This is a genomic window from Cellulomonas sp. P22 (assembly GCF_044392165.1).
Map to the genome: position 1 here is coordinate 260,623 of NZ_JBISBW010000006.1, position 17,721 is coordinate 278,343.

The window sequence follows — 17,721 nt, forward strand, 5'->3', positions numbered from 1 at the left end:
GGGCATGACCTCCACCGCCGGACCCCTGCTCGGTCCCGCGGAGATCCGGGAGCTGGCCGCCCGCGCGGGCATCCGCCCCACCAAGACCCTCGGGCAGAACTTCGTGCTCGACGGCGGCACGGTGCGCAAGATCGTCCGCCAGGCCGAGGTGACCGCCGGCGAGCGTGTCGTCGAGGTGGGGCCCGGGCTGGGTTCGCTCACCCTGGGCCTGCTCGAGGCGGGCGCGAGCGTCGTCGCGGTCGAGATCGACCCCGTGCTCGCGGGCCTGCTGCCGGGCACCGTGGCCGCGCACGCGCCGGGCGCCGACCTGACGGTCGTGGGCGCCGACGCGCTCGACGTGCACGAGCTGCCCGGACCGCCGCCCACCGCGCTCGTGGCCAACCTCCCGTACAACGTCTCCGTCCCGGTCCTGCTCACGTTCCTCGAACGCTTCCCGACGCTCGAGCGCGTGCTCGTCATGGTGCAGGCCGAGGTCGCCGACCGGCTCGCCGCACCGCCGGGCAGCCGGGTGTACGGCGTGCCGTCCGCCAAGGTCGCCTGGTACGCGTCCGCGCGGCGCACCGCGACGGTGGGACGCAGCGTGTTCTGGCCCGTGCCCAACGTCGACTCCGCGCTCGTGCGGCTCGACCGTCGCGAGCCGCCCGTGACCGCTGTGAGCCGCCGCGAGGTGTTCGCCGTGGTCGACGCCGCGTTCGCGCAGCGCCGCAAGATGCTCCGCTCGGCGCTCGCGACCCTCGCCGGGTCGCCCGACGCCGCCGTCGCGGCCCTCGAGGCCGCCGGGGTCGACCCGCAGGCCCGCGGCGAACGCGTCGACATCGACGGTTTCGCCCGGGTCGCAGCAGCGCTCGCCGCCCGCTCCGGGGGCACGGACCCGTCTGTGCCGTCCGCAGGTGGACCTGGCACAGTGGAGCCGTGACGCTGCCCCGCACCGACCTCGGACCCGAGCGCGAGACGCGTGTGCGCGCGCCCGGGAAGGTCAACCTCGGGTTGCGCGTCGGCGCTCGGGAGCCCGACGGCTACCACCCGCTCGTCACCGTCTTCCAGGCGGTCTCGGTGTACGAGGACGTGGTCGCGACGCCCGCCGAGGGCTTCTCGCTGACGGTCTCCGGGCCGCAGGCCGACCTGGTCCCGACCGACGGGTCGAACCTCGCGCTGCGCGCCGCACGCGCCCTCGCCGAGTACGCCGGGATCGACGACGGCGTGCACCTGCACATCGACAAGGCCGTGCCCGTCGCGGGCGGCATGGCGGGCGGCTCGGCCGACGCCGCCGCGGCGCTCCTCGCGTGCGACGCGTTCTGGGGTGCCGGGCTGACCCGCGAGCAGCTGCACGACCTCGCCGCCGAGCTGGGGTCGGACGTGCCGTTCGGGCTCATGGGCCACACAGCGGTCGGCACGGGTCGCGGTGACGTGCTGACCCCCGCGCTCAGCCGGGGCGAGTACCACTGGGCCTTCGCGGTGCGCGATGCGGGGCTCTCGACCGCGCGCGTGTACACCGCGTTCGACGAGCTCGCTGGCGCCGGGTCACCCGGCCCCGACAGCGACCTCGAGCTGCTGCACGCACTGAGCGCGGGTGACGCGCACGCGCTCGGCCGCGCGCTGCGCAACGACCTGCAGCTGGCCGCGCTCGAGCTCGCCCCCGACCTGGCCGAGACCCTCGCTGTCGCGCAGGACGCGGGTGCGCTCGGGGTGGTCGTCTCCGGCTCGGGTCCCACCGTCGCCGCGCTCGGCCGCAGCCGGCAGCACGCCCACGCGATAGCCGCGGCTCTGACCGCTGCCGGGGTCGCCGACACGGTGCTCACCGCCACCGGCCCGGTGCCGGGAGCACGCGTGCTCACCTCGTCCTAGGCCCCGCCGGGCAGCCGCCCGGCACCGCCCCTCCTCGTACGGAAAGAGCTCGATGGCCCACCTGCTCGGAGCGGACTCCGTGTCCCTCACGCTCGGTACCCGCACGCTGCTCGACCACGTGAGCCTCGGCATCGACGACGGCATGCGCGTCGGTGTCGTCGGACCCAACGGCGCCGGGAAGTCGACGCTGCTGCGCGTCCTCGCGGGCCTGCAGGGTCCCGACGACGGCCGGGTGACCCGCGCGGGCGGCGTGCGCGTGGCGGTGCTCGACCAGCGCGACGAGCTGCCCCCGGGCAAGACCGTGCGCGACCTGGTGCACGGCGACGCCGACGAGCACACCTGGGCGACCGACTCCCGCATCCGCTCGGTGCACGCGGGGCTGCTGGGCGACCTCTCGCTCGACGACGACGTGGCGACCCTCTCGGGCGGCCAGCGCCGACGCGTGGCGCTCGCAGCGCTGCTCGTGCGCGACGACGAGGTGCTGGCCCTCGACGAGCCCACCAACCACCTCGACGTCGAGGGGGTCGCGTGGCTCGCCGAGCACCTGGTCGAGCGGTACGCCCGCTCGAACGGCGCGCTCGTGGTCGTCACGCACGACCGGTGGTTCCTCGACGCGGTGTGCACGCGCATGTGGGAGGTCAACGACGGCTCGGTCGAGGCCTACGAGGGCGGCTACGCGGCGTACGTGCTGGCCCGCGCCGAACGCGCCCGCACCGCGTCGGTGACCGAGGAGAAGCGGCAGAACCTGCTCCGCAAGGAGCTCGCCTGGCTGCGCCGCGGCGCCCCCGCCCGCACGTCCAAGCCCAAGTTCCGCATCGACGCGGCGACCGAGCTCATCGCGGACGAGCCGCCGCCGCGCGACCGCCTCGAGCTCACCCGGATGGCCACGAGCCGGCTCGGCAAGGACGTGCTCGACCTCGAGGGCGTGACCGTCCGCTTCGACGAGCCGGCGACGGCGGAGACCCCGGCGGTGCGCGGCCGCACGCTGCTCGACGACGTCACGTGGCGGCTCGGCCCGGGTGACCGCTACGGGGTGGTGGGCGTCAACGGAGCGGGCAAGACGACGCTGCTGCGCCTGCTCTCGGGGCGGCTCGAGCCCACCTCGGGCCGGGTCAAGCGCGGCAAGACCGTCCAGGTGGCCGAGCTCACCCAGGACGTCGAGGACATCGACGAGCTCGCCGACCTGCGGGTCGTCGAGGTCATCGAGCGCGAGAAGCGCACGGTCGTGGCCGGTGGCAAGGAGCTCACCGCCGCGCAGCTCGTCGAACGGCTCGGCTTCACCAAGGACCGTGCGCGCACCCCCGTGCGCGACCTTTCGGGCGGCGAGCGCCGCCGCCTGCAGCTGCTGCGCCTGCTCGTGGGCGAGCCCAACGTGCTGCTGCTCGACGAGCCCACCAACGACCTCGACACCGACACGCTCGCGGCGCTCGAGGACCTGCTCGACGGCTGGCCGGGGACGCTCATCGTCGTCTCGCACGACCGCTACCTGCTCGAACGTGTCTGCGACCGGCAGGTGGCGCTGCTCGGTGACGCCACGATCCGCGACCTGCCCGGCGGGGTCGAGCAGTACCTCGAGCTGCGCCGTGCCGCCTCCGCCGCGCCCCGCTCGGCGGCCGCCACCTCCGGGTCCGCTCCGGCGAGCCCCGCGCCGGCGAGCGACGCGGCGCCCGTGCTCAGCGCCGCGGACCAGCGCGCCGCCCGCAAGGAGGTGCAGCGCATCGAACGACGGCTCAGCAAGATCGCCGAGCTCGAGGCGCGCCTGCACGAGAAGATGGCCGCCCAGGCCACCGACCACCAGGCGGTCCAGCAGCTCGACACCGAGCTGCGCGCCCTCGCCGAGGAGCGCGACGCGCTCGAGGAGCTGTGGCTGACCGCGGCGGAGACGGCCGGGTAGCCCCGACGCGCCTGCGGGCCCAGAACCGCAGGTTCGTCGCGCTGGCTGTGTCTCTCGCGCTGCTCGCGGTCGTCGTGCGCCTGGGCCCGGTGCTGTACCGCCGATCGCTGCGGGGGGTCATCGGGTACGACGACGGGGTGCACCTCGCGGCCGCGCAGCACCTGCTCGCCGGGGACCTGCCGTACACGGACTTCACGTTCCTGCAGCCCGGCGGGGTGGTCGTCGCGCTCACCCCCTTCGCTGCCGTCGCGGGGCTCGTGGGGGACAGCTGGGCGCTCGCCGCGGCCCGGGTCGCCGTCGTGCTCGTCGCGGCCGTCAACGCCGTGCTCGTCGCGGCGATCCTGCGCCCGCGGGGTCTGGTGGCCGCCGCCGTGGGCGGGGTGCTGTACGCGGGGTGGGCCACGATCGTCATCGCCGAGCGCACCGTCTACCTCGAGCCCCTCCTCAACGTGTGCCTGCTCGTGGCCCTGCTCGCCCTGCGCCGACGGCCTGACCCGGCGTCGGCAGGGCCGCCCGGGTCGCCCGGGCCGCCCGGGCCGTCCGCATCGTCGGCGCGCGCGGTCGCGGTCGCCGGCGTGGCACTCGGGCTCGGGGTCGGTTTCAAGCTGTGGGGCGTGGCCGCCGTCGTGGTGCTGGGCGCGCTCGTGCTCGCGCGCGGCGGCGTCCGCTCGGCCGTGCGGGGTGCGGCGTGGTGCGTGGTCGGGCTGCTCCCGGCGCTCGTGCTCGCCGCGGCGGACCCCGCCGCGGCGTGGCGTGACGTCGTGGTGGTGCAGCGGGAGCGGGCCCCGAGCGAGATCGGCGCGCTGGACCGGATCGGGACGCTCGTCGGGCCCGCGTTGTTCACCGGGCCCACGATCGGGCGCGGCCTCGCGGTGGCCGGGGGAGCACTGCTCGTCGCGATGTGCCTCGTGCCGGTCGGGCGTGCGCTCGTCCGGCGTGTCCCGCCACGTGCCTGGTCCGACCCGGTGTGGTGGGGGCTGCTGGCGCTCGTGCAGCTCGCGCTGCTGCTCGTCGCGCCGAGCTGGGGCACGCACTACCCCGCGTACCTCGGGCCCGCGCTGTGCCTGCTGCTGGGCGCCGGGGCCGGACGCCTGGCCGCGCGCGCGGCCCCGCGCGTGGGCCGGGTGGGTCGACCGGTCGCGGGCGTCGTGGCCGGGGTCGTCGCGGTGCCGCTCGTGCTCGCGGGCGTCGCCGCGCCCGGCTGGGGACGGCCCGTCGACAACGCCCCGCTCGCGGCCTTCGCCGGAGAGCAGCCGTGCACGTGGAGCGCGACACCGTCGCTGCTCGCGGCGGCCGACGCGAGCCGGCGGCAGATCCGGGCCGGCTGCCCCGACGTGGTCGACATCTTCGGCATCCGGCTCGCGCTCGCCGCCGGGTACCCGGTGCCCGAGGTGGAGGCGCTCGACCTGGGCACCTCGCCGGGGCGCGGGCTCGAGCCCGACGAGGAGCTGCTGCAGGCGCAGATGGCGGCCTCGCAGGCGGCGCTGCTCACGAACGTCTTCACGGCCAACGACATGAGCGAGCAGCTCGCGGGCTGGGTGCGCGCGGAGTTCACCCAGGTCGGGACGAACCACTACGTGGGGCTGTGGGTGCGCCGACCGTGACGTGCCCCGCCGTCAGCGGGTCAGGGGGCGTCGAACGGGGCCACGACGCTGCGCAGCAGGTCAGCGAGCCGCGCACGGTCCTCGTCGGGCAGGCCCGCCAGCAGCGTGCGCTCCTCGTCCAGCAGGTCCGCGAGGGCGCCGTCCACCTGCTCGCGGCCCAGGCCGGTGAGCTCGACGAGCACGCCGCGCCGGTCGTCGGGGGAGGGCAGCCGGGCGACCAGGCCGCGCTGCGCGAGCCGGTCGATGCGGTTGGTCATCGTCCCGCTCGTCACGAGCGTCTGCGTCAGGAGCGCGCCCGGGGACAGCCGGTAGGGCGACCCCTCGCGGCGCAGCGCGGAGAGCACGTCGAACTCCCACGTCTCGAGCCCGTGCCGGGCGAACACGCCGCGCCGCGCGAGGTCGAGGTGACGGGCGAGGCGGCTGACCCGGGAGAGCACCGTGAGCGGGGTCACGTCCAGGTCGGGTCGCTCGCGCTCCCACGCGGCCACGATCCGGTCGACCTCGTCGTGGACCGGGGCGTCGTGCACCTCGTCCGCGCTCCCGGGGCGGTCGTCCGCGGGGTGGCCGGCGGGATGGCCGGATGGGTGGCCGGCGGGGCGTCCGTCGGGTGCAGGGGTACGGGGGCGGCCCATGGCCCCCAGGTTAGTCGACGTCGAGATACCTGTTCGTGCGCTCACGACTCGTCACGCGTCGTCAGCTGAGGCCGCCGCTCCAGGCCCGCGAGACCGTTCCACGCGAGGTTCACCAGGTGGGCCGCGACCTCGGACTTCTCGGGGCTGCGGGCGTCGAGCCAGTACTGGCCCGTGAGCGCGACCATCCCGACCAGCATCTGGGCGTAGATCGGGGCGGTCTTCGGGTCGAGCTCCTGCTTCGTGAACTGCTCGGCCAGCAGGTGCTCGACCTGCGAGGCGACGTCCCCGATGAGGCTCGAGAACGTGCCCGTCGCCTGCGCCACGGGCGAGTCCCGCACCAGGATCTGGAAGCCGTCGGTCGAGTTCTCGATGTACTCGAGGAGGGCCAGCGCTGTGCGCTCGACCATCACCTTGGGGTGCCCGCCCTGGGCGAGCGCGTCGGTGAGGGCACCCGTGAGCGCCCGGATCTCGCGGTCGACCACCACCGCGTAGACGCCTTCCTTGCCCCCGAAGTGCTCGTAGACGACCGGCTTGGACACCTGGGCGCGCGACGCGATCTCCTCGACGCTCGTCCCGTCGAACCCCTTCTCCGCGAAGAGGCGCCGGCTCACGTCGAGCAGCTGCTCGCGTCGTTGGGTGCCGGTCATCCTGGAGCGGGTCGGTCGTCTCGCCTCGGTAGCCACCGGCCCATCATGCCGTGCGGGGCCTGGCAGACTGGTCCGCCGGGGTGCACCTCATCCCCTCGTCGGGGTGCAGCATCCCCGATCCGCCCTGGTGTAACGGCAGCACGCAGGCCTTTGGTGCCTTGCGGTCCGGGTTCGAATCCTGGGGGCGGAGCCGCACGACGCGACGGCGCCGTGCCGGGGACGGCACCTCGGTGCTGTCCCCGGCACGGCAGATCACGTCACTCGCGGAGCAGGTCCGCCTCGTCGCTGGGCTGGACGGCCAGGCCGTCCAGCTCCGCCCGGGCTGCTGCCCCACCGCCCGGCGGCGTGCCGCCGAGCTCGACGATGATGGCGTCGATGCTGCGCAGCAGCGCCGCCTCGGCGTCCTCGTCCAGGTCGAGGCTCAGCACCTGGTTCCGCATGCCGCGGAGCAGGATCACCGCCCCCGAGTCGTCGCCCCGCGCCTCGAGCGCGCGGACCTGGAAGAGCGTGTTCCGCAGGGCGACGACGTCCACCGGGTCGACGACCCCGGAGGCCTCGAAGTTCTGCAGCATGATGTCGAGGTCCCGCAACGAGGTCTTCAGGTAGAACCTGAAGGTCTCCGTCGTGGAGTTGCCCGACTCGTCGGTGGCTGTCACGACCACGACGTGCTGACCGAGGTCGAGCCGCCACAGCTCGAGCGGCACGCTCAGGTCGAGCGGTGCCCCGTCGATCGTCGCGTCGACGGTGGCCGTCGGCGGGTCGACCGTCAGGCCCCAGTCGATCGTCCCGCCCACGCCGTACAGCCCGCCGTCCGTGAAGCCGGTCAGCTCGAAGGTCGGCGGGGTGGTGTCGGGCTCGAGCGGCTCGCGCACCTCGAGGGTCGAGGCCAGCCGGACGTCCTGCGAGGACGAGCCCACGTAGAGGTCGGTGGTCCCCGTCGGGGTGATCCAGTAGCCGAACTCGGTGTCCCAGTACGCCAGGACGTGCTGCGGCGTGTAGAGCTCGATGGGCACCTCGACCGTGGACGTCTCTCCGGGGGCCAGGGTCACTCGACCCCAGCCGAGCAGTGCCTTGGGCGGGGTCACCGCCCGATCGGTGGGCAGCCTGCCGTTGTAGACCTGGACCACCTCGGTCGAGGTGACGGCGCCGGTGTTGGTCACGTCGACGCTCACCAGCCCCGGCTCCGAGGTGTCGGGCCCCTCGTTCTGCCGGGCCCGCGGCCCGACCACCTCCAGGTTGTCGTACGCGAACGACGAGTACGACAGGCCGTACCCGAACGGGAAGAGCGGCTGGATGCCGAGCTCGTCGTACGCCCGGTAGCCGACGAAGATGCCGTCCGTGTAGTCGAGCGTGATGTCCGGGACGTTGACGTCGTAGTACGGGTTCGCCAGGCCGAGCCCGTCGACGACCTGCTCCTCCGAGGCAGGCCAGCTGATCGGGAGCCGACCCGAGAAGTTCTCGTCGCCGAACAGCAGCGCGGCGATGGCGCTCCCTTGCTGCTGACCGGGATACCAGGACTCGAACACGGCTGGCACGTTCTCCAGCCAGGGCATCTCCACCGGCGCCCCCGTGGCGAGCACGACGACGACGTTGGGGTTGACAGCTGCGACGGACTCGATCAGCAGGCTCATGTCCTGGAACAGGCCGAGGTTGCCGCGGTCGAGCGACTCACCCATGTAGTCGTTGGCCACGATCACAGCGACGTCGGACGTCGCGGCGGCGCCGACCGCCTCCGCGATCTGCGGTGACGCGTTGCCGCTCGGCGGGACCCACGAGAACCGGATCGTGGGCCCGATCTCGGAGGTCGTCGCCGGGCAGCACTGGTTCGGTGCGTCGGCGACGTACTCGATCTCGATGTCGTAGCTCTGCCCGGCGTTGAGCGTGATGTCGGTGGACAGGGTCCGGATGACGTCGGCGTCGGCGGAGAGGACCTCCTGGCCGTCGACCGTCAGCCTGACCTGGCCCAGCACCGTCAGCCCGAGCTGGTAGGAGCCGGTCTCGGTCGGGTTGAGGCTCCCGGACCAGCGGACCGAGGGGTTCGGTGTGGCGAGGAACGCCTCGGGCAGCTTCGGCGCCGGCGTCGGGTTGTACCCGTACTGGCCGAACACCGCTGCGAGGCCTTCGGCCCAGTTGACCTGGTCCTCGACCCGGCTGGTGTTGGGTGTGCCGCTGAAGTCCGAGTTCGTGTACCACTCGGCCCACAGCCCGTCGCCGGTGCCGGAGGACGGCTGCAGCACCCCGGAGGGCACGGGCGCGTCGCCGGGCATCAGGTCGCCCGGACGCACCGGGTCGGCGCCGTCGACGTGCGTGACCTCCACGCCGCTCCCGGCCCGGGCGGAGATCCCGTCCAGGATGGTGGTCACCTGCGTGGGGTCGACCACGATGTCGCTGCCGAACCCGGTGAGGTACCGGTCCGCGGCCTCACCGATCACGGCGATCGAGTCGAGCTCGTCGGCGTCCAGCGGCAGCGCCTCGGCCTCGTTGCGCAGCAGCACCGACCCGTCGACCGCGATGCGGTACGCCGTCTCGTTGCTCTGCGCCGCGACCTCGTCCGAGAGCGGCGGCGTGGACGGCTTCGGGTTCACGAGGCCGCCGACGGGCGGGTTGTCGATGAGCCCGTCCTTGAAGTACGAGCGCAGGATGCGGTGCACCATGTTCTCGAACCGCTCCGGGGCGATCGTCCCGTCCTCGACCGCCGCGGTGAACGTCGCGAAGTCGGGGAAGCTCGGGCCGCACACGTCGGCGCCCAGGTCGTACGCCTCGATGGTGGTGCAGGCGTTGAAGTCGGAGGACACCCAGCCGGGGTACCCGAGCTCGCCCTTGAGGATGTCGAACAGCAGGTTCGGGTTCTCGCACGCGTGCGTCCCGTTCACGCGGGGGAACGCGCACATGATCGCGCCGGGATCAGCCTCGACCAGGGACTCCCAGGTGCGGACGTAGGTCTCCCGCAGGGTGCGTTCGTCCAGCACGGCGTCCAGCGTGTTGCGCTGGGTCTCCTGGTTGTTCGCGATGTAGTGCTTCGGCAGCGCGTAGACCCCGTTGGTGTCGTTCGTCTGGTTGACGCCGGTGATCACGTTGCCGGGCATCAGCCCCGCCAGGAGCGGGTCTTCGCCGTAGGTGGCCCACTGGCGGCCGTTGAACGGGGAGCGCACGAGGTCGCTCGACGGGCCGGCCCAGCCGGAGAATCCCGTCAGGTGGGCCTCGAGCCCGGCCTGCCGGCCGAACTCCTGCGCGAGCTCGGTGTTCCAGGTGGAGGCGAGCGCGGCACCGGCCGGGAAGGCCGTCGTCGGCACGTCCGCCACGATCACGCCGGTCGCGCCGTCGATCTCCCGCCGGGCGGGGATGCCCAGCTCGGGGATCGCGACGGCGCCGGTGCCGCTGCCGTCGAACAGCGTGAGCTTCTGGTCGAGGGTCATCGCGTCGGCGAGCAGGTCGGCGCGCTCGTCGGGCGACAGGTCGGTGTTCATCCAGGGTTCGTCCTGGGCGGCGGCCGACGTGGCCATCGTCGTCACGCCCGTCACCATCACCGCCACGCCGAGGGTCGCGGCGACCACCCTGCGTGCGGTGGTGCGCAGCCGCTGTCGACGTGGCGGCCCGTGGAAGAGCGCCGTGGTGGGGGAAGTGCGTGGCTCCATCGTCAGACCTCCAGCGCGCCGCTGACGGCGCATCGCGGCCGTGGCCGCCGGCTTCGCCGGGTCGGCCGCGCAGGGCACGGTCGACCCGGTGCTGAGAGGGGGGAGTGGGTGCGAGCCCTCGGGCGTCACACCTGACGGGCGCCGACCGTCGTGCGTCCGGCCCTGGACGGCCCCGCCGCGGCGGGTGCCGTGATCGCGCCGCTCGTGAGGGGCCGGCAGGCGCGCTGGGGACCAACGTAACCAAACCCCAGAACCCTCGCAATTGGGTCACCCGTCCGGGAGCCGGCCCGACCCGTCCGCTGAACGAGCCGCCGCCCCAGCGGCGGTAGAGTGCTGCTGCGCAAGATCCGCCGCCCGACCGCTCGGGCAGATCCGACGGGAGCACCTACAGGTGACCACCCCCCGCCCCGCAGCCGTCATCGTCCTCGCCGCCGGCGAGGGCACACGGATGCGTTCGGCCACACCCAAGGTCCTGCACACCCTCGCAGGCCGCAGCATGCTCGGTCACGCCCTGACGGCAGCGCGCGAGCTCGACCCCGGCCGCGTCGCGGTCGTCGTGCGGCACGAGCGGGAGCAGGTCGCGGCGCACGCCCGTCAGCTCGACCCGCAGGTGCTCCTCGCCGACCAGGACGACATCCCCGGCACGGGCCGTGCTGTGCAGTGCGCGCTGTCGGTGCTCGACGCCGCCGCGCAGGCCGACGCCGCCGACACCGGCGAGGGTCCCGCGGCCCCCGGCGGAGCAGCCGACGTCCGCATCGAAGGCCCCGTCGTGGTGCTCGCCGGCGACATCCCGCTGCTCGACGGCAGCACGCTCGCCGAGCTCCTCTCCGCGCACACCGCCGACGGCAACGCCGTGACGGTGCTCACGACCGAGGTCGACGACCCCACGGGCTACGGCCGGATCCTGCGTGACCCCGACGGCGCCGACGTGGTGGGCATCGTCGAGGAGAAGGACGCGGACGCGGCGCAGCGCGCCGTCCGCGAGATCAACTCCTCGGTCTACGTCTTCGACTCCGCGGTGCTGCGCGGCGCGCTGGGCCGCCTGGGCCGCGACAACGCGCAGGGCGAGGTCTACCTCACCGACGTGCTCGCGATCGCCCGCCAGGACGGTGGCCGGGTGCGCGCGCTGCGCACCGACGACCCCCTGCTGGTCGAGGGCGTCAACGACCGCGTGCAGCTCGCGTCCCTGCGCGCCGAGATGAACCGCCGGATCCTCGACGACTGGATGCGTGCCGGGGTCACCGTCGTCGACCCGGCCACCACATGGGTCGACGTCGACGTGGACCTGGCCCGTGACGTGACGCTGCTGCCCGGCACCCAGCTGCACGGCGCGACGTCGGTCGGCGAGGCCGCGACCGTGGGCCCCGACACCACGCTCACCGACGTCGAGGTGGGGGAGCGTGCCACGATCGTGCGCACCCACGGCTCGCTCGCGGTGATCGGTGCGGGCGCGACGGTCGGTCCGTTCGCCTACCTGCGCCCGGGCACGGTGCTGGGCGACGCGGGCAAGATCGGCACGTTCGTCGAGACGAAGAACGCGCAGATCGGCGCCGGCTCGAAGGTGCCGCACCTGTCCTACGTGGGCGACGCGACGATCGGCGAGCAGACGAACATCGGCGCCGCGTCGGTGTTCGTGAACTACGACGGCGTGAACAAGCACCACACGACGATCGGCTCGTACGCCCGCACCGGTTCCGACAACATGTTCGTCGCCCCCGTCACGGTGGGCGACGGCGCGTACACCGGTGCCGGCTCGGTCATCCGCCGCGACGTCCCTGCCGGGGCGCTCGGCGTGAGCGGCGGCCCGCAGCGCAACATCGAGGGCTGGGTGCTGCGCGCCCGCGCCGGCACGCCCGCCGCCGACGCCGCCGCGCGCGCGCTCGGCGGTCGCCCGGACGACCTCTCCCCGCAGGCCCGCGCCGAGCGCGACCGTGCGCAGGACGCCGCGACCGGCCCTGTCCCGACCCCACCCCCCGCGCTGCCGGACCAACCCGCAGAGCTGCCCGACGTACCCCCGAACACGAAGGACTCCGCACGATGACCGGGATCGTCTCCCCCGACGGCGAGCGCAGGCTCGTCCTCATCTCCGGTCGGGCCCACACCGACCTCGCCGTGAACGTCGCCGAGCAGCTGGGCAGCGAGCTCGTGCCGACCACGGCCTACGACTTCGCGAACGGTGAGATCTACGTCCGCTTCGGCGAGTCGATCCGTGGCTCCGACGCGTTCGTGCTGCAGAGCCACGCGGCGCCGATCAACCAGTGGATCATGGAGCAGCTGCTCATGGTCGACGCGCTCAAGCGGGCCTCCGCCAAGACCATCACCGTCGTCGCCCCGTTCTACGGCTACGCCCGGCAGGACAAGAAGCACCGCGGTCGCGAACCGATCTCGGCCCGCCTCATGGCCGACCTGTTCAAGACGGCCGGCGCCGACCGGCTCATGAGCGTCGACCTGCACGCGGCCCAGATCCAGGGCTTCTTCGACGGCCCGGTCGACCACCTGTGGGCCATGCCGATCCTCACCGAGTACGTCCGTTCGCGCGTCGACACCTCCAACGTGACGGTCGTCTCGCCCGACGCCGGCCGGATCCGGGTGGCCGAGCAGTGGGCCGCGAAGCTCGGCGGGGGACCGCTGGCCTTCGTCCACAAGACGCGTGACATCTCGCGCCCCAACCGCACGGTCGCGAACCGCGTCGTGGGTGACGTCGAGGGCCGCAGCTGCGTGCTCGTCGACGACCTCATCGACACCGCAGGCACCATCTCGGGCGCCGTGCGCGTGCTGCTCGAGGCCGGCGCGAAGGACGTCATCGTGGCGGCGACGCACGGTGTGCTGTCCGACCCGGCCGTGGACCGCCTGCAGCAGTGCGGTGCGCGTGAGGTCATCGTGACCGACACGCTCCCGATCCCCGAGGACCGCCGCTTCGACAAGCTCACCGTCCTGTCGATCGCGCCGCTCCTGGCGCGGGCGATCCGCGAGGTCTTCGACGACGGTTCGGTCACCTCGCTCTTCGACGGCCAGGCCTGATCAGCCCGGGTGCCGCCGCGTGCGGCACCGCCCGGCTTGGGGAGACGCCCCGAGCCGGGTAGGATCATCCGGTTGCCTCGGCGAGGGACGTCGGACGGTCAGGTTCCACGGGGCCCGTGGGTGCGCAAGCACCTCACAGGCGCCGCAGAGACCGGCTGTCGGGTCCGTGATCGACTGGGCGGAAGCTCCCGCCTCCGCGTGCCCGTCCAGCGTCCCGCGTCGAGGCCACCACACAGCTTCGCCCCACTCATTCGTCTTTTCTGGGAGTCATCGTGTCCGAGGTCAAGCTCGTCGCCACCGCCCGTTCCGAGTTCGGCAAGGGCGCAGCGCGTCGCCTGCGTCGCGCCCACCAGATCCCGGCCGTCCTGTACGGGCACGGCACCGACCCCGTCCACGTCGCCCTCCCGGGCCACGAGACGATGCTCGCGCTCAAGCACGCGAACGCGCTGTTCGCGATCGAGCTCGACGGCGAGAAGACCCTCGCGATCGCCAAGGACGTCCAGCGCGAGCCGGTCCGCAACGTCATCGAGCACGTCGACCTGCTCATCGTGACGAAGGGCGAGAAGGTCTCCGTCGAGGTGCCCGTCGTCATCGTCGGCGAGTCGGCCCCCGGCACGATCCACATCGTCGACCTGCAGACGCTGGCCCTCGAGGCCGAGGCGACGCACCTGCCCCAGGAGATCGAGGTCTCGATCGAGGGTGTCCAGGCCGGCCACACGGTCCAGGCGCGCGACATCCCGCTGCCCGCCGGCGCGGTCCTCGTGACCGACCCCGACGCGATCATCGTCTCGATCACCTCGCCGCACGCCACGGCCGCGGACATCGCCGCCGACGCGGCCGTCGCGGAGCTCGCCGCCGAGCAGTCGGCAGAGTCGGCCGCCGAGAAGGAGTGATCTGACCGGACGGTCGGGTCACCCGACCGCACGCGCGACGACGCCCGGTACCGTGCGAACGGTGCCGGGCGTCGTCGTGCCGCGCCCCGGACGGTCGCCGGTGCGCCGCACGGAGAACCGAAGGAGTCGTATGTCGGAGGGACCCTGGCTCGTCGTCGGGCTCGGCAACCCGGGCGCGCAGTACGCGGGCAACAGGCACAACGTGGGCCACATGGTGCTCGACGAGCTGGCCCGGCGCACAGGCGCGAGCTTCGGCTCGCGCGGCGGGCTGCTCTCGCGCCGCCCGCAGGCCGTGGTCGCCGAGACCCGGCTGGGCACGCTGCCGGGCGGGGCCCCCGGGCCGCGCGTGGTGCTGGCCAAGCCCACGACGTACATGAACGTCTCGGGCGGGCCGGTCAAGGCGCTGGCCCAGTACTTCGACGTGCCGCCCGAGCGGGTGGTCATGGTGCACGACGAGCTCGACATCCCGTACGCCGAGATCAGGCTAAAGATCGGCGGTGGCGAGGGCGGCCACAACGGGCTGCGCGACACGACGAAGGCGCTCGGCACGAAGGACTACGTGCGGGTGCGCGTTGGTGTCGGGCGGCCGCCCGGGCGGATGGACGCGGCGGACTACGTGCTGCGCGACTTCTCGGCGGCCGAGCGCAAGGACCTGCCGTGGCTCGTCGACGCCGCCGCGGACGCGGTGGAGCTCGTGGTCACGGAAGGGCTCGAGCGTGCACAGCTGAAGTACCACACGCGCACCTGACGCCTGACGAAAGCGCGACACGCCGAGCGACTCGCCGGACAAGAGGGGTGAATTCGGGCAACTAGCAGTTACCAGAACCAATCCCCCCATATACCCTCAAGGCACACCATCTGCCGCGGGGGGCCGTGCATGAGCCTGATCGACGACCGGAACGCGTCCCGTGCCACCGAAGCAGTCGAGATCGAGGTCGAAGAACGCCGTCGCGAGTCCACCGGACCCCGGTTGTCGTGGGCCTCGAGCCAGCCGTTCGTCCGCCGCTCGCGGGTCCGGGTCCAACCTGCCGGCCTGAGCTGGCGCGACCAGCAGGGCGCGTACCAGTGGGCCACGCTCGCGCGCGACCTGCTGCTGTGCACCTTCGTGCCCACGATCCTGCTGTTCGTCATGCACGGGGTGACGCTCCTCCAGCTCAGCTGGGGCGCGCTCATCGGGCTGACGTTCGTGATCATGGTCGGCGTCGAGCGGGGCTACGAGCGCGCGGGCCTGGGTGACGGGCCGCTCGAGTTCCAGGCCGTGCTGCGCGGCGGGGTCCTGACCGCGGCGACGCTCGCGCTCTTCGCTGTCGGGTTCGACGTCGAGGTGCCCCGCACCGTCGTGTTCGGCGCCCTGCCGCTGATGATGTGCCTGCTCGCGGGAGCCCGGCACCTCAACCGGCGTGGCCTGCACCGACGCCGCGGCGCGGGCGAGGCGATGCGGCGCACGCTCGTCGTGGGTGACGTCGCCTCGATCGACGGGGTGGTCGCCGACCTGCGGGCCGCACCGCGGCACGGGTACCAGATCGAGGGGCTGTGCCTGCCCGCCCTGCACACGCGGCGCACCACCACGGGGGTCCCGGTGCTCGGGACGCTCTCCGACATCCCTCAGGTGGTCGTCGACGGGGACTTCGACGTGGTCATCGTCGCCGGCTCCGAGCTGACCGGGCAGGCGCTGCGTCGCCTGTCGTGGGCGCTCGAACGGACCGACGCCGAGCTGGTCGTCGCCCCGGGGCTGGTCGAGGTCTTCGGGCCGCGCGTGACGTTCGAGCCGACCGCCGGGCTCTCGCTCATCCACGTGCGGCACACCGAGTCGCGCGGCCCGCGCCTGACGATCAAGCGGATGTTCGACATCGGGGCGGCCGGCGCTGCGCTCGTGCTGCTCAGCCCCGTGCTGCTCGTCGTCGCGCTCGTCGTCCGGCTCACGAGCCGCGGGCCCGTGCTGTTCCGCCAGGCGCGCGTCGGGCGGGAGGGCCGCGAGTTCCAGATGCTCAAGTTCCGCAGCATGGTCGCCGACGCGGAGGCCCGGCTCGAGGTGCTCGCCGCGCAGAACCAGGCCGACGGCCCGCTGTTCAAGCTCGCCGACGACCCCCGGATCACCCGGGTGGGCAGGTTCCTGCGCAAGCACTCGATCGACGAGCTGCCCCAGCTGTTCAACGTGCTGCGCGGCGAGATGGCCATCGTCGGTCCGCGCCCCCCGCTGCCCCGTGAGGTCGCCCAGTACGGCGACTCGGTGGGGCGGCGGCTGCTCGTGAAGCCAGGCCTGACCGGGCTGTGGCAGATCAGTGGCCGGGCGGACCTGGCGTGGGACGAGGCGGTCAAGCTCGACCTGCGCTACGTCGAGAACTGGTCGATGGCCCTCGACCTGATGATCATGTGGAAGACCGTCAACGTAGTCCTGAGCGGGCACGGTGGGCGCTGATCGGGTCGCGCTCGCGCACGACTACGCGACCCAGCGTGGTGGTGCCGAGCGCGTGGCGCTCGTGATGGCCCGCGGGTTCCCCGGTGCACCGATGTACGCGTCCCTGTACGACCCGGGGGCCACGTTCCCCGAGTTCGGCGCGATGGACCTGCGCACGAGCCCGCTCGACCGGGTCGGCTTCGTACGGCGGCACCACCGTTTCGCGCTGCCGCTGCTCGCGCCCGCGGTGTCCGCGACCCGACCGATCGAGTCGCAGGTGCTGCTCGCGAGCTCGACGGGCTGGGCGCACGGCTTCCGCTCGACGGGCCGCAAGGTCGTCTACTGCCACGCCCCCGCCCGCTGGCTGTACCAGAGCGAGCGCTACCTCGGTGCGGCGCACACGGGTCGTGGCATGAGCCGATGGGTCGCGGCCCGGGCGCTCGACGTCATGTCGCCGTCGTTGCGCTCGTGGGACCGGCGTGCGGCCGCGAGCGCTGACCGGTACGTCGCGAACTCGACTGTCACCGCGGCCGCGGTGCGTGAGGTGTACGGCATCGAGGCCGAGGTGCTCGCGCCGCCCCCTGCGATGCTCCCGGGCGGTCCGTCCGCCCGGGTGCGGGGCGTCGAGCCCGGCTTCGTGCTGTGCGTCGCGCGGCTGCTGCCGTACAAGAACGTCGACGTCGTGATGCGGGCCGTCGAGCGGGTCGGGGGGCTGCGGCTTCTTGTGGTGGGCGACGGTCCGGACCGTCCGCGGCTCGAGGCGCTCGCGCGCGGTGTGCCCGGGGTCCGTCTCCTGGGCCGCATCGGCGACGCCGAGCTGCGCTGGGCGTACGCGAGCTGCTCGGCGCTCGTCGCGGCCTCCTACGAGGACTACGGGTTGTCGCCGCTCGAGGCGGCCGCGTTCGGCCGGCCGTCGGTCGTGCTGCGCGCGGGCGGCTACCTCGACACCGTGGTCGAGCACGTCACCGGCGAGCTCTTCGACAGCCCCGACCCCGAGCTCGCAGCCCAGGCCGTCGAACGCGCCCTCGCCCGCACGTGGGACGAGGACGCGCTGCGGTCCCACGCCGCCCGGTTCGCTGCCCCTCGTTTCGTCGCACGGCTCCAGGAGATCGTCGACGAGGAGCTGGCCCTGCTGTGATCCCGCGCTCGAGC

13 protein-coding genes and 1 tRNA gene are annotated in these 17,721 nt (G+C 73.4%); 11 read left to right on the forward strand and 3 right to left on the reverse strand.

What is annotated here, in order from left to right; genetic code table 11:
• The first annotated feature begins 4 nt into the window (after positions 1-4).
• Genes rsmA through ACGIF2_RS07865 form a run of 4 tightly spaced genes read left to right on the forward strand, consistent with a single transcriptional unit; the run spans position 5 to position 5,343 of the window.
• On the forward strand, positions 5-916 hold the full coding sequence (gene rsmA, locus ACGIF2_RS07850; RefSeq protein ID WP_396045248.1) for a 16S rRNA (adenine(1518)-N(6)/adenine(1519)-N(6))-dimethyltransferase RsmA: 912 nt from the start codon (positions 5-7) through the stop codon (positions 914-916).
• On the forward strand, positions 913-1,845 hold the full coding sequence (locus tag ACGIF2_RS07855) for a 4-(cytidine 5'-diphospho)-2-C-methyl-D-erythritol kinase (RefSeq protein ID WP_396045250.1): 933 nt from the start codon (positions 913-915) through the stop codon (positions 1,843-1,845). The genes rsmA and ACGIF2_RS07855 overlap by 4 nt, the downstream gene beginning before the upstream one ends.
• A 52-nt stretch (positions 1,846-1,897) precedes the next feature.
• Complete coding sequence (locus ACGIF2_RS07860; RefSeq protein WP_396045252.1) at positions 1,898-3,739, forward strand: ABC-F family ATP-binding cassette domain-containing protein; 1,842 nt, start codon at positions 1,898-1,900, stop codon at positions 3,737-3,739.
• A complete protein-coding gene (locus tag ACGIF2_RS07865) occupies positions 3,709-5,343 on the forward strand; it encodes a hypothetical protein (protein WP_396045254.1) in 1,635 nt (544 codons plus the stop codon). The genes ACGIF2_RS07860 and ACGIF2_RS07865 overlap by 31 nt, the downstream gene beginning before the upstream one ends.
• A 20-nt stretch (positions 5,344-5,363) precedes the next feature.
• Here the strand turns inward: ACGIF2_RS07865 and ACGIF2_RS07870 are convergent, their stop codons facing one another.
• Both ACGIF2_RS07870 and ACGIF2_RS07875 read right to left on the reverse strand, forming a co-directional pair.
• A complete protein-coding gene (locus tag ACGIF2_RS07870; RefSeq protein ID WP_396045256.1) occupies positions 5,364-5,975 on the reverse strand; it encodes a MarR family winged helix-turn-helix transcriptional regulator in 612 nt (203 codons plus the stop codon).
• 41 nt (positions 5,976-6,016) lie between these two features.
• Positions 6,017-6,622: a TetR family transcriptional regulator gene (locus ACGIF2_RS07875; RefSeq protein ID WP_396045257.1), complete on the reverse strand. Its 606-nt coding sequence runs from the start codon at positions 6,620-6,622 to the stop codon at positions 6,017-6,019.
• 118 nt (positions 6,623-6,740) lie between these two features.
• On the opposite strand from ACGIF2_RS07875, the gene ACGIF2_RS07880 reads away from it, so the two are divergent.
• Positions 6,741-6,812: transfer RNA gene (locus ACGIF2_RS07880), tRNA-Gln, on the forward strand.
• Positions 6,813-6,879: 67 nt separating this feature from the next.
• Here ACGIF2_RS07880 and ACGIF2_RS07885 read toward each other — a convergent pair.
• The gene (locus tag ACGIF2_RS07885) at positions 6,880-10,257 is read right to left on the reverse strand and encodes a glycoside hydrolase family 3 protein (protein ID WP_396045259.1); all 3,378 of its coding nucleotides are present in this window, start codon (positions 10,255-10,257) and stop codon (positions 6,880-6,882) included.
• Between the two features lie 391 nt (positions 10,258-10,648).
• On the opposite strand from ACGIF2_RS07885, the gene glmU reads away from it, so the two are divergent.
• The 6 genes from glmU to ACGIF2_RS07915 all read left to right on the forward strand — a co-directional run bounded on the left by glmU (position 10,649) and on the right by ACGIF2_RS07915 (position 17,707).
• The gene (gene glmU / locus ACGIF2_RS07890; RefSeq protein WP_396045261.1) at positions 10,649-12,298 is read left to right on the forward strand and encodes a bifunctional UDP-N-acetylglucosamine diphosphorylase/glucosamine-1-phosphate N-acetyltransferase GlmU; all 1,650 of its coding nucleotides are present in this window, start codon (positions 10,649-10,651) and stop codon (positions 12,296-12,298) included.
• The gene (locus ACGIF2_RS07895; RefSeq protein ID WP_396045263.1) at positions 12,295-13,278 is read left to right on the forward strand and encodes a ribose-phosphate diphosphokinase; all 984 of its coding nucleotides are present in this window, start codon (positions 12,295-12,297) and stop codon (positions 13,276-13,278) included. Before glmU ends, ACGIF2_RS07895 begins: the two co-directional genes overlap by 4 nt.
• A gap of 272 nt (positions 13,279-13,550) precedes the next feature.
• A complete protein-coding gene (locus tag ACGIF2_RS07900) occupies positions 13,551-14,171 on the forward strand; it encodes a 50S ribosomal protein L25/general stress protein Ctc (RefSeq protein ID WP_396045265.1) in 621 nt (206 codons plus the stop codon).
• Between the two features lie 130 nt (positions 14,172-14,301).
• On the forward strand, positions 14,302-14,919 hold the full coding sequence (gene pth / locus ACGIF2_RS07905) for an aminoacyl-tRNA hydrolase (RefSeq protein ID WP_396045267.1): 618 nt from the start codon (positions 14,302-14,304) through the stop codon (positions 14,917-14,919).
• Between the two features lie 129 nt (positions 14,920-15,048).
• The gene (locus ACGIF2_RS07910) at positions 15,049-16,590 is read left to right on the forward strand and encodes a sugar transferase (RefSeq protein WP_396045269.1); all 1,542 of its coding nucleotides are present in this window, start codon (positions 15,049-15,051) and stop codon (positions 16,588-16,590) included.
• Positions 16,580-17,707, forward strand: coding sequence for a glycosyltransferase (locus ACGIF2_RS07915; protein ID WP_396045271.1), 1,128 nt, complete (start codon positions 16,580-16,582; stop codon positions 17,705-17,707). Before ACGIF2_RS07910 ends, ACGIF2_RS07915 begins: the two co-directional genes overlap by 11 nt.
• The last annotated feature ends 14 nt before the right edge of the window (positions 17,708-17,721 follow it).

Coding starts and splice junctions, on each gene's coding strand:
- rsmA (WP_396045248.1), top strand. CDS start 5: ATGACCTCCACCGCCGGACCCCTGCTCGGTCCCGCGGAGATCCGGGAG.
- ACGIF2_RS07860 (WP_396045252.1), top strand. CDS start 1,898: ATGGCCCACCTGCTCGGAGCGGACTCCGTGTCCCTCACGCTCGGTACC.
- ACGIF2_RS07870 (WP_396045256.1), bottom strand. CDS start 5,975: ATGGGCCGCCCCCGTACCCCTGCACCCGACGGACGCCCCGCCGGCCAC.
- ACGIF2_RS07875 (WP_396045257.1), bottom strand. CDS start 6,622: ATGACCGGCACCCAACGACGCGAGCAGCTGCTCGACGTGAGCCGGCGC.
- ACGIF2_RS07885 (WP_396045259.1), bottom strand. CDS start 10,257: ATGGAGCCACGCACTTCCCCCACCACGGCGCTCTTCCACGGGCCGCCA.
- ACGIF2_RS07895 (WP_396045263.1), top strand. CDS start 12,295: ATGACCGGGATCGTCTCCCCCGACGGCGAGCGCAGGCTCGTCCTCATC.
- pth (WP_396045267.1), top strand. CDS start 14,302: ATGTCGGAGGGACCCTGGCTCGTCGTCGGGCTCGGCAACCCGGGCGCG.
- ACGIF2_RS07910 (WP_396045269.1), top strand. CDS start 15,049: ATGAGCCTGATCGACGACCGGAACGCGTCCCGTGCCACCGAAGCAGTC.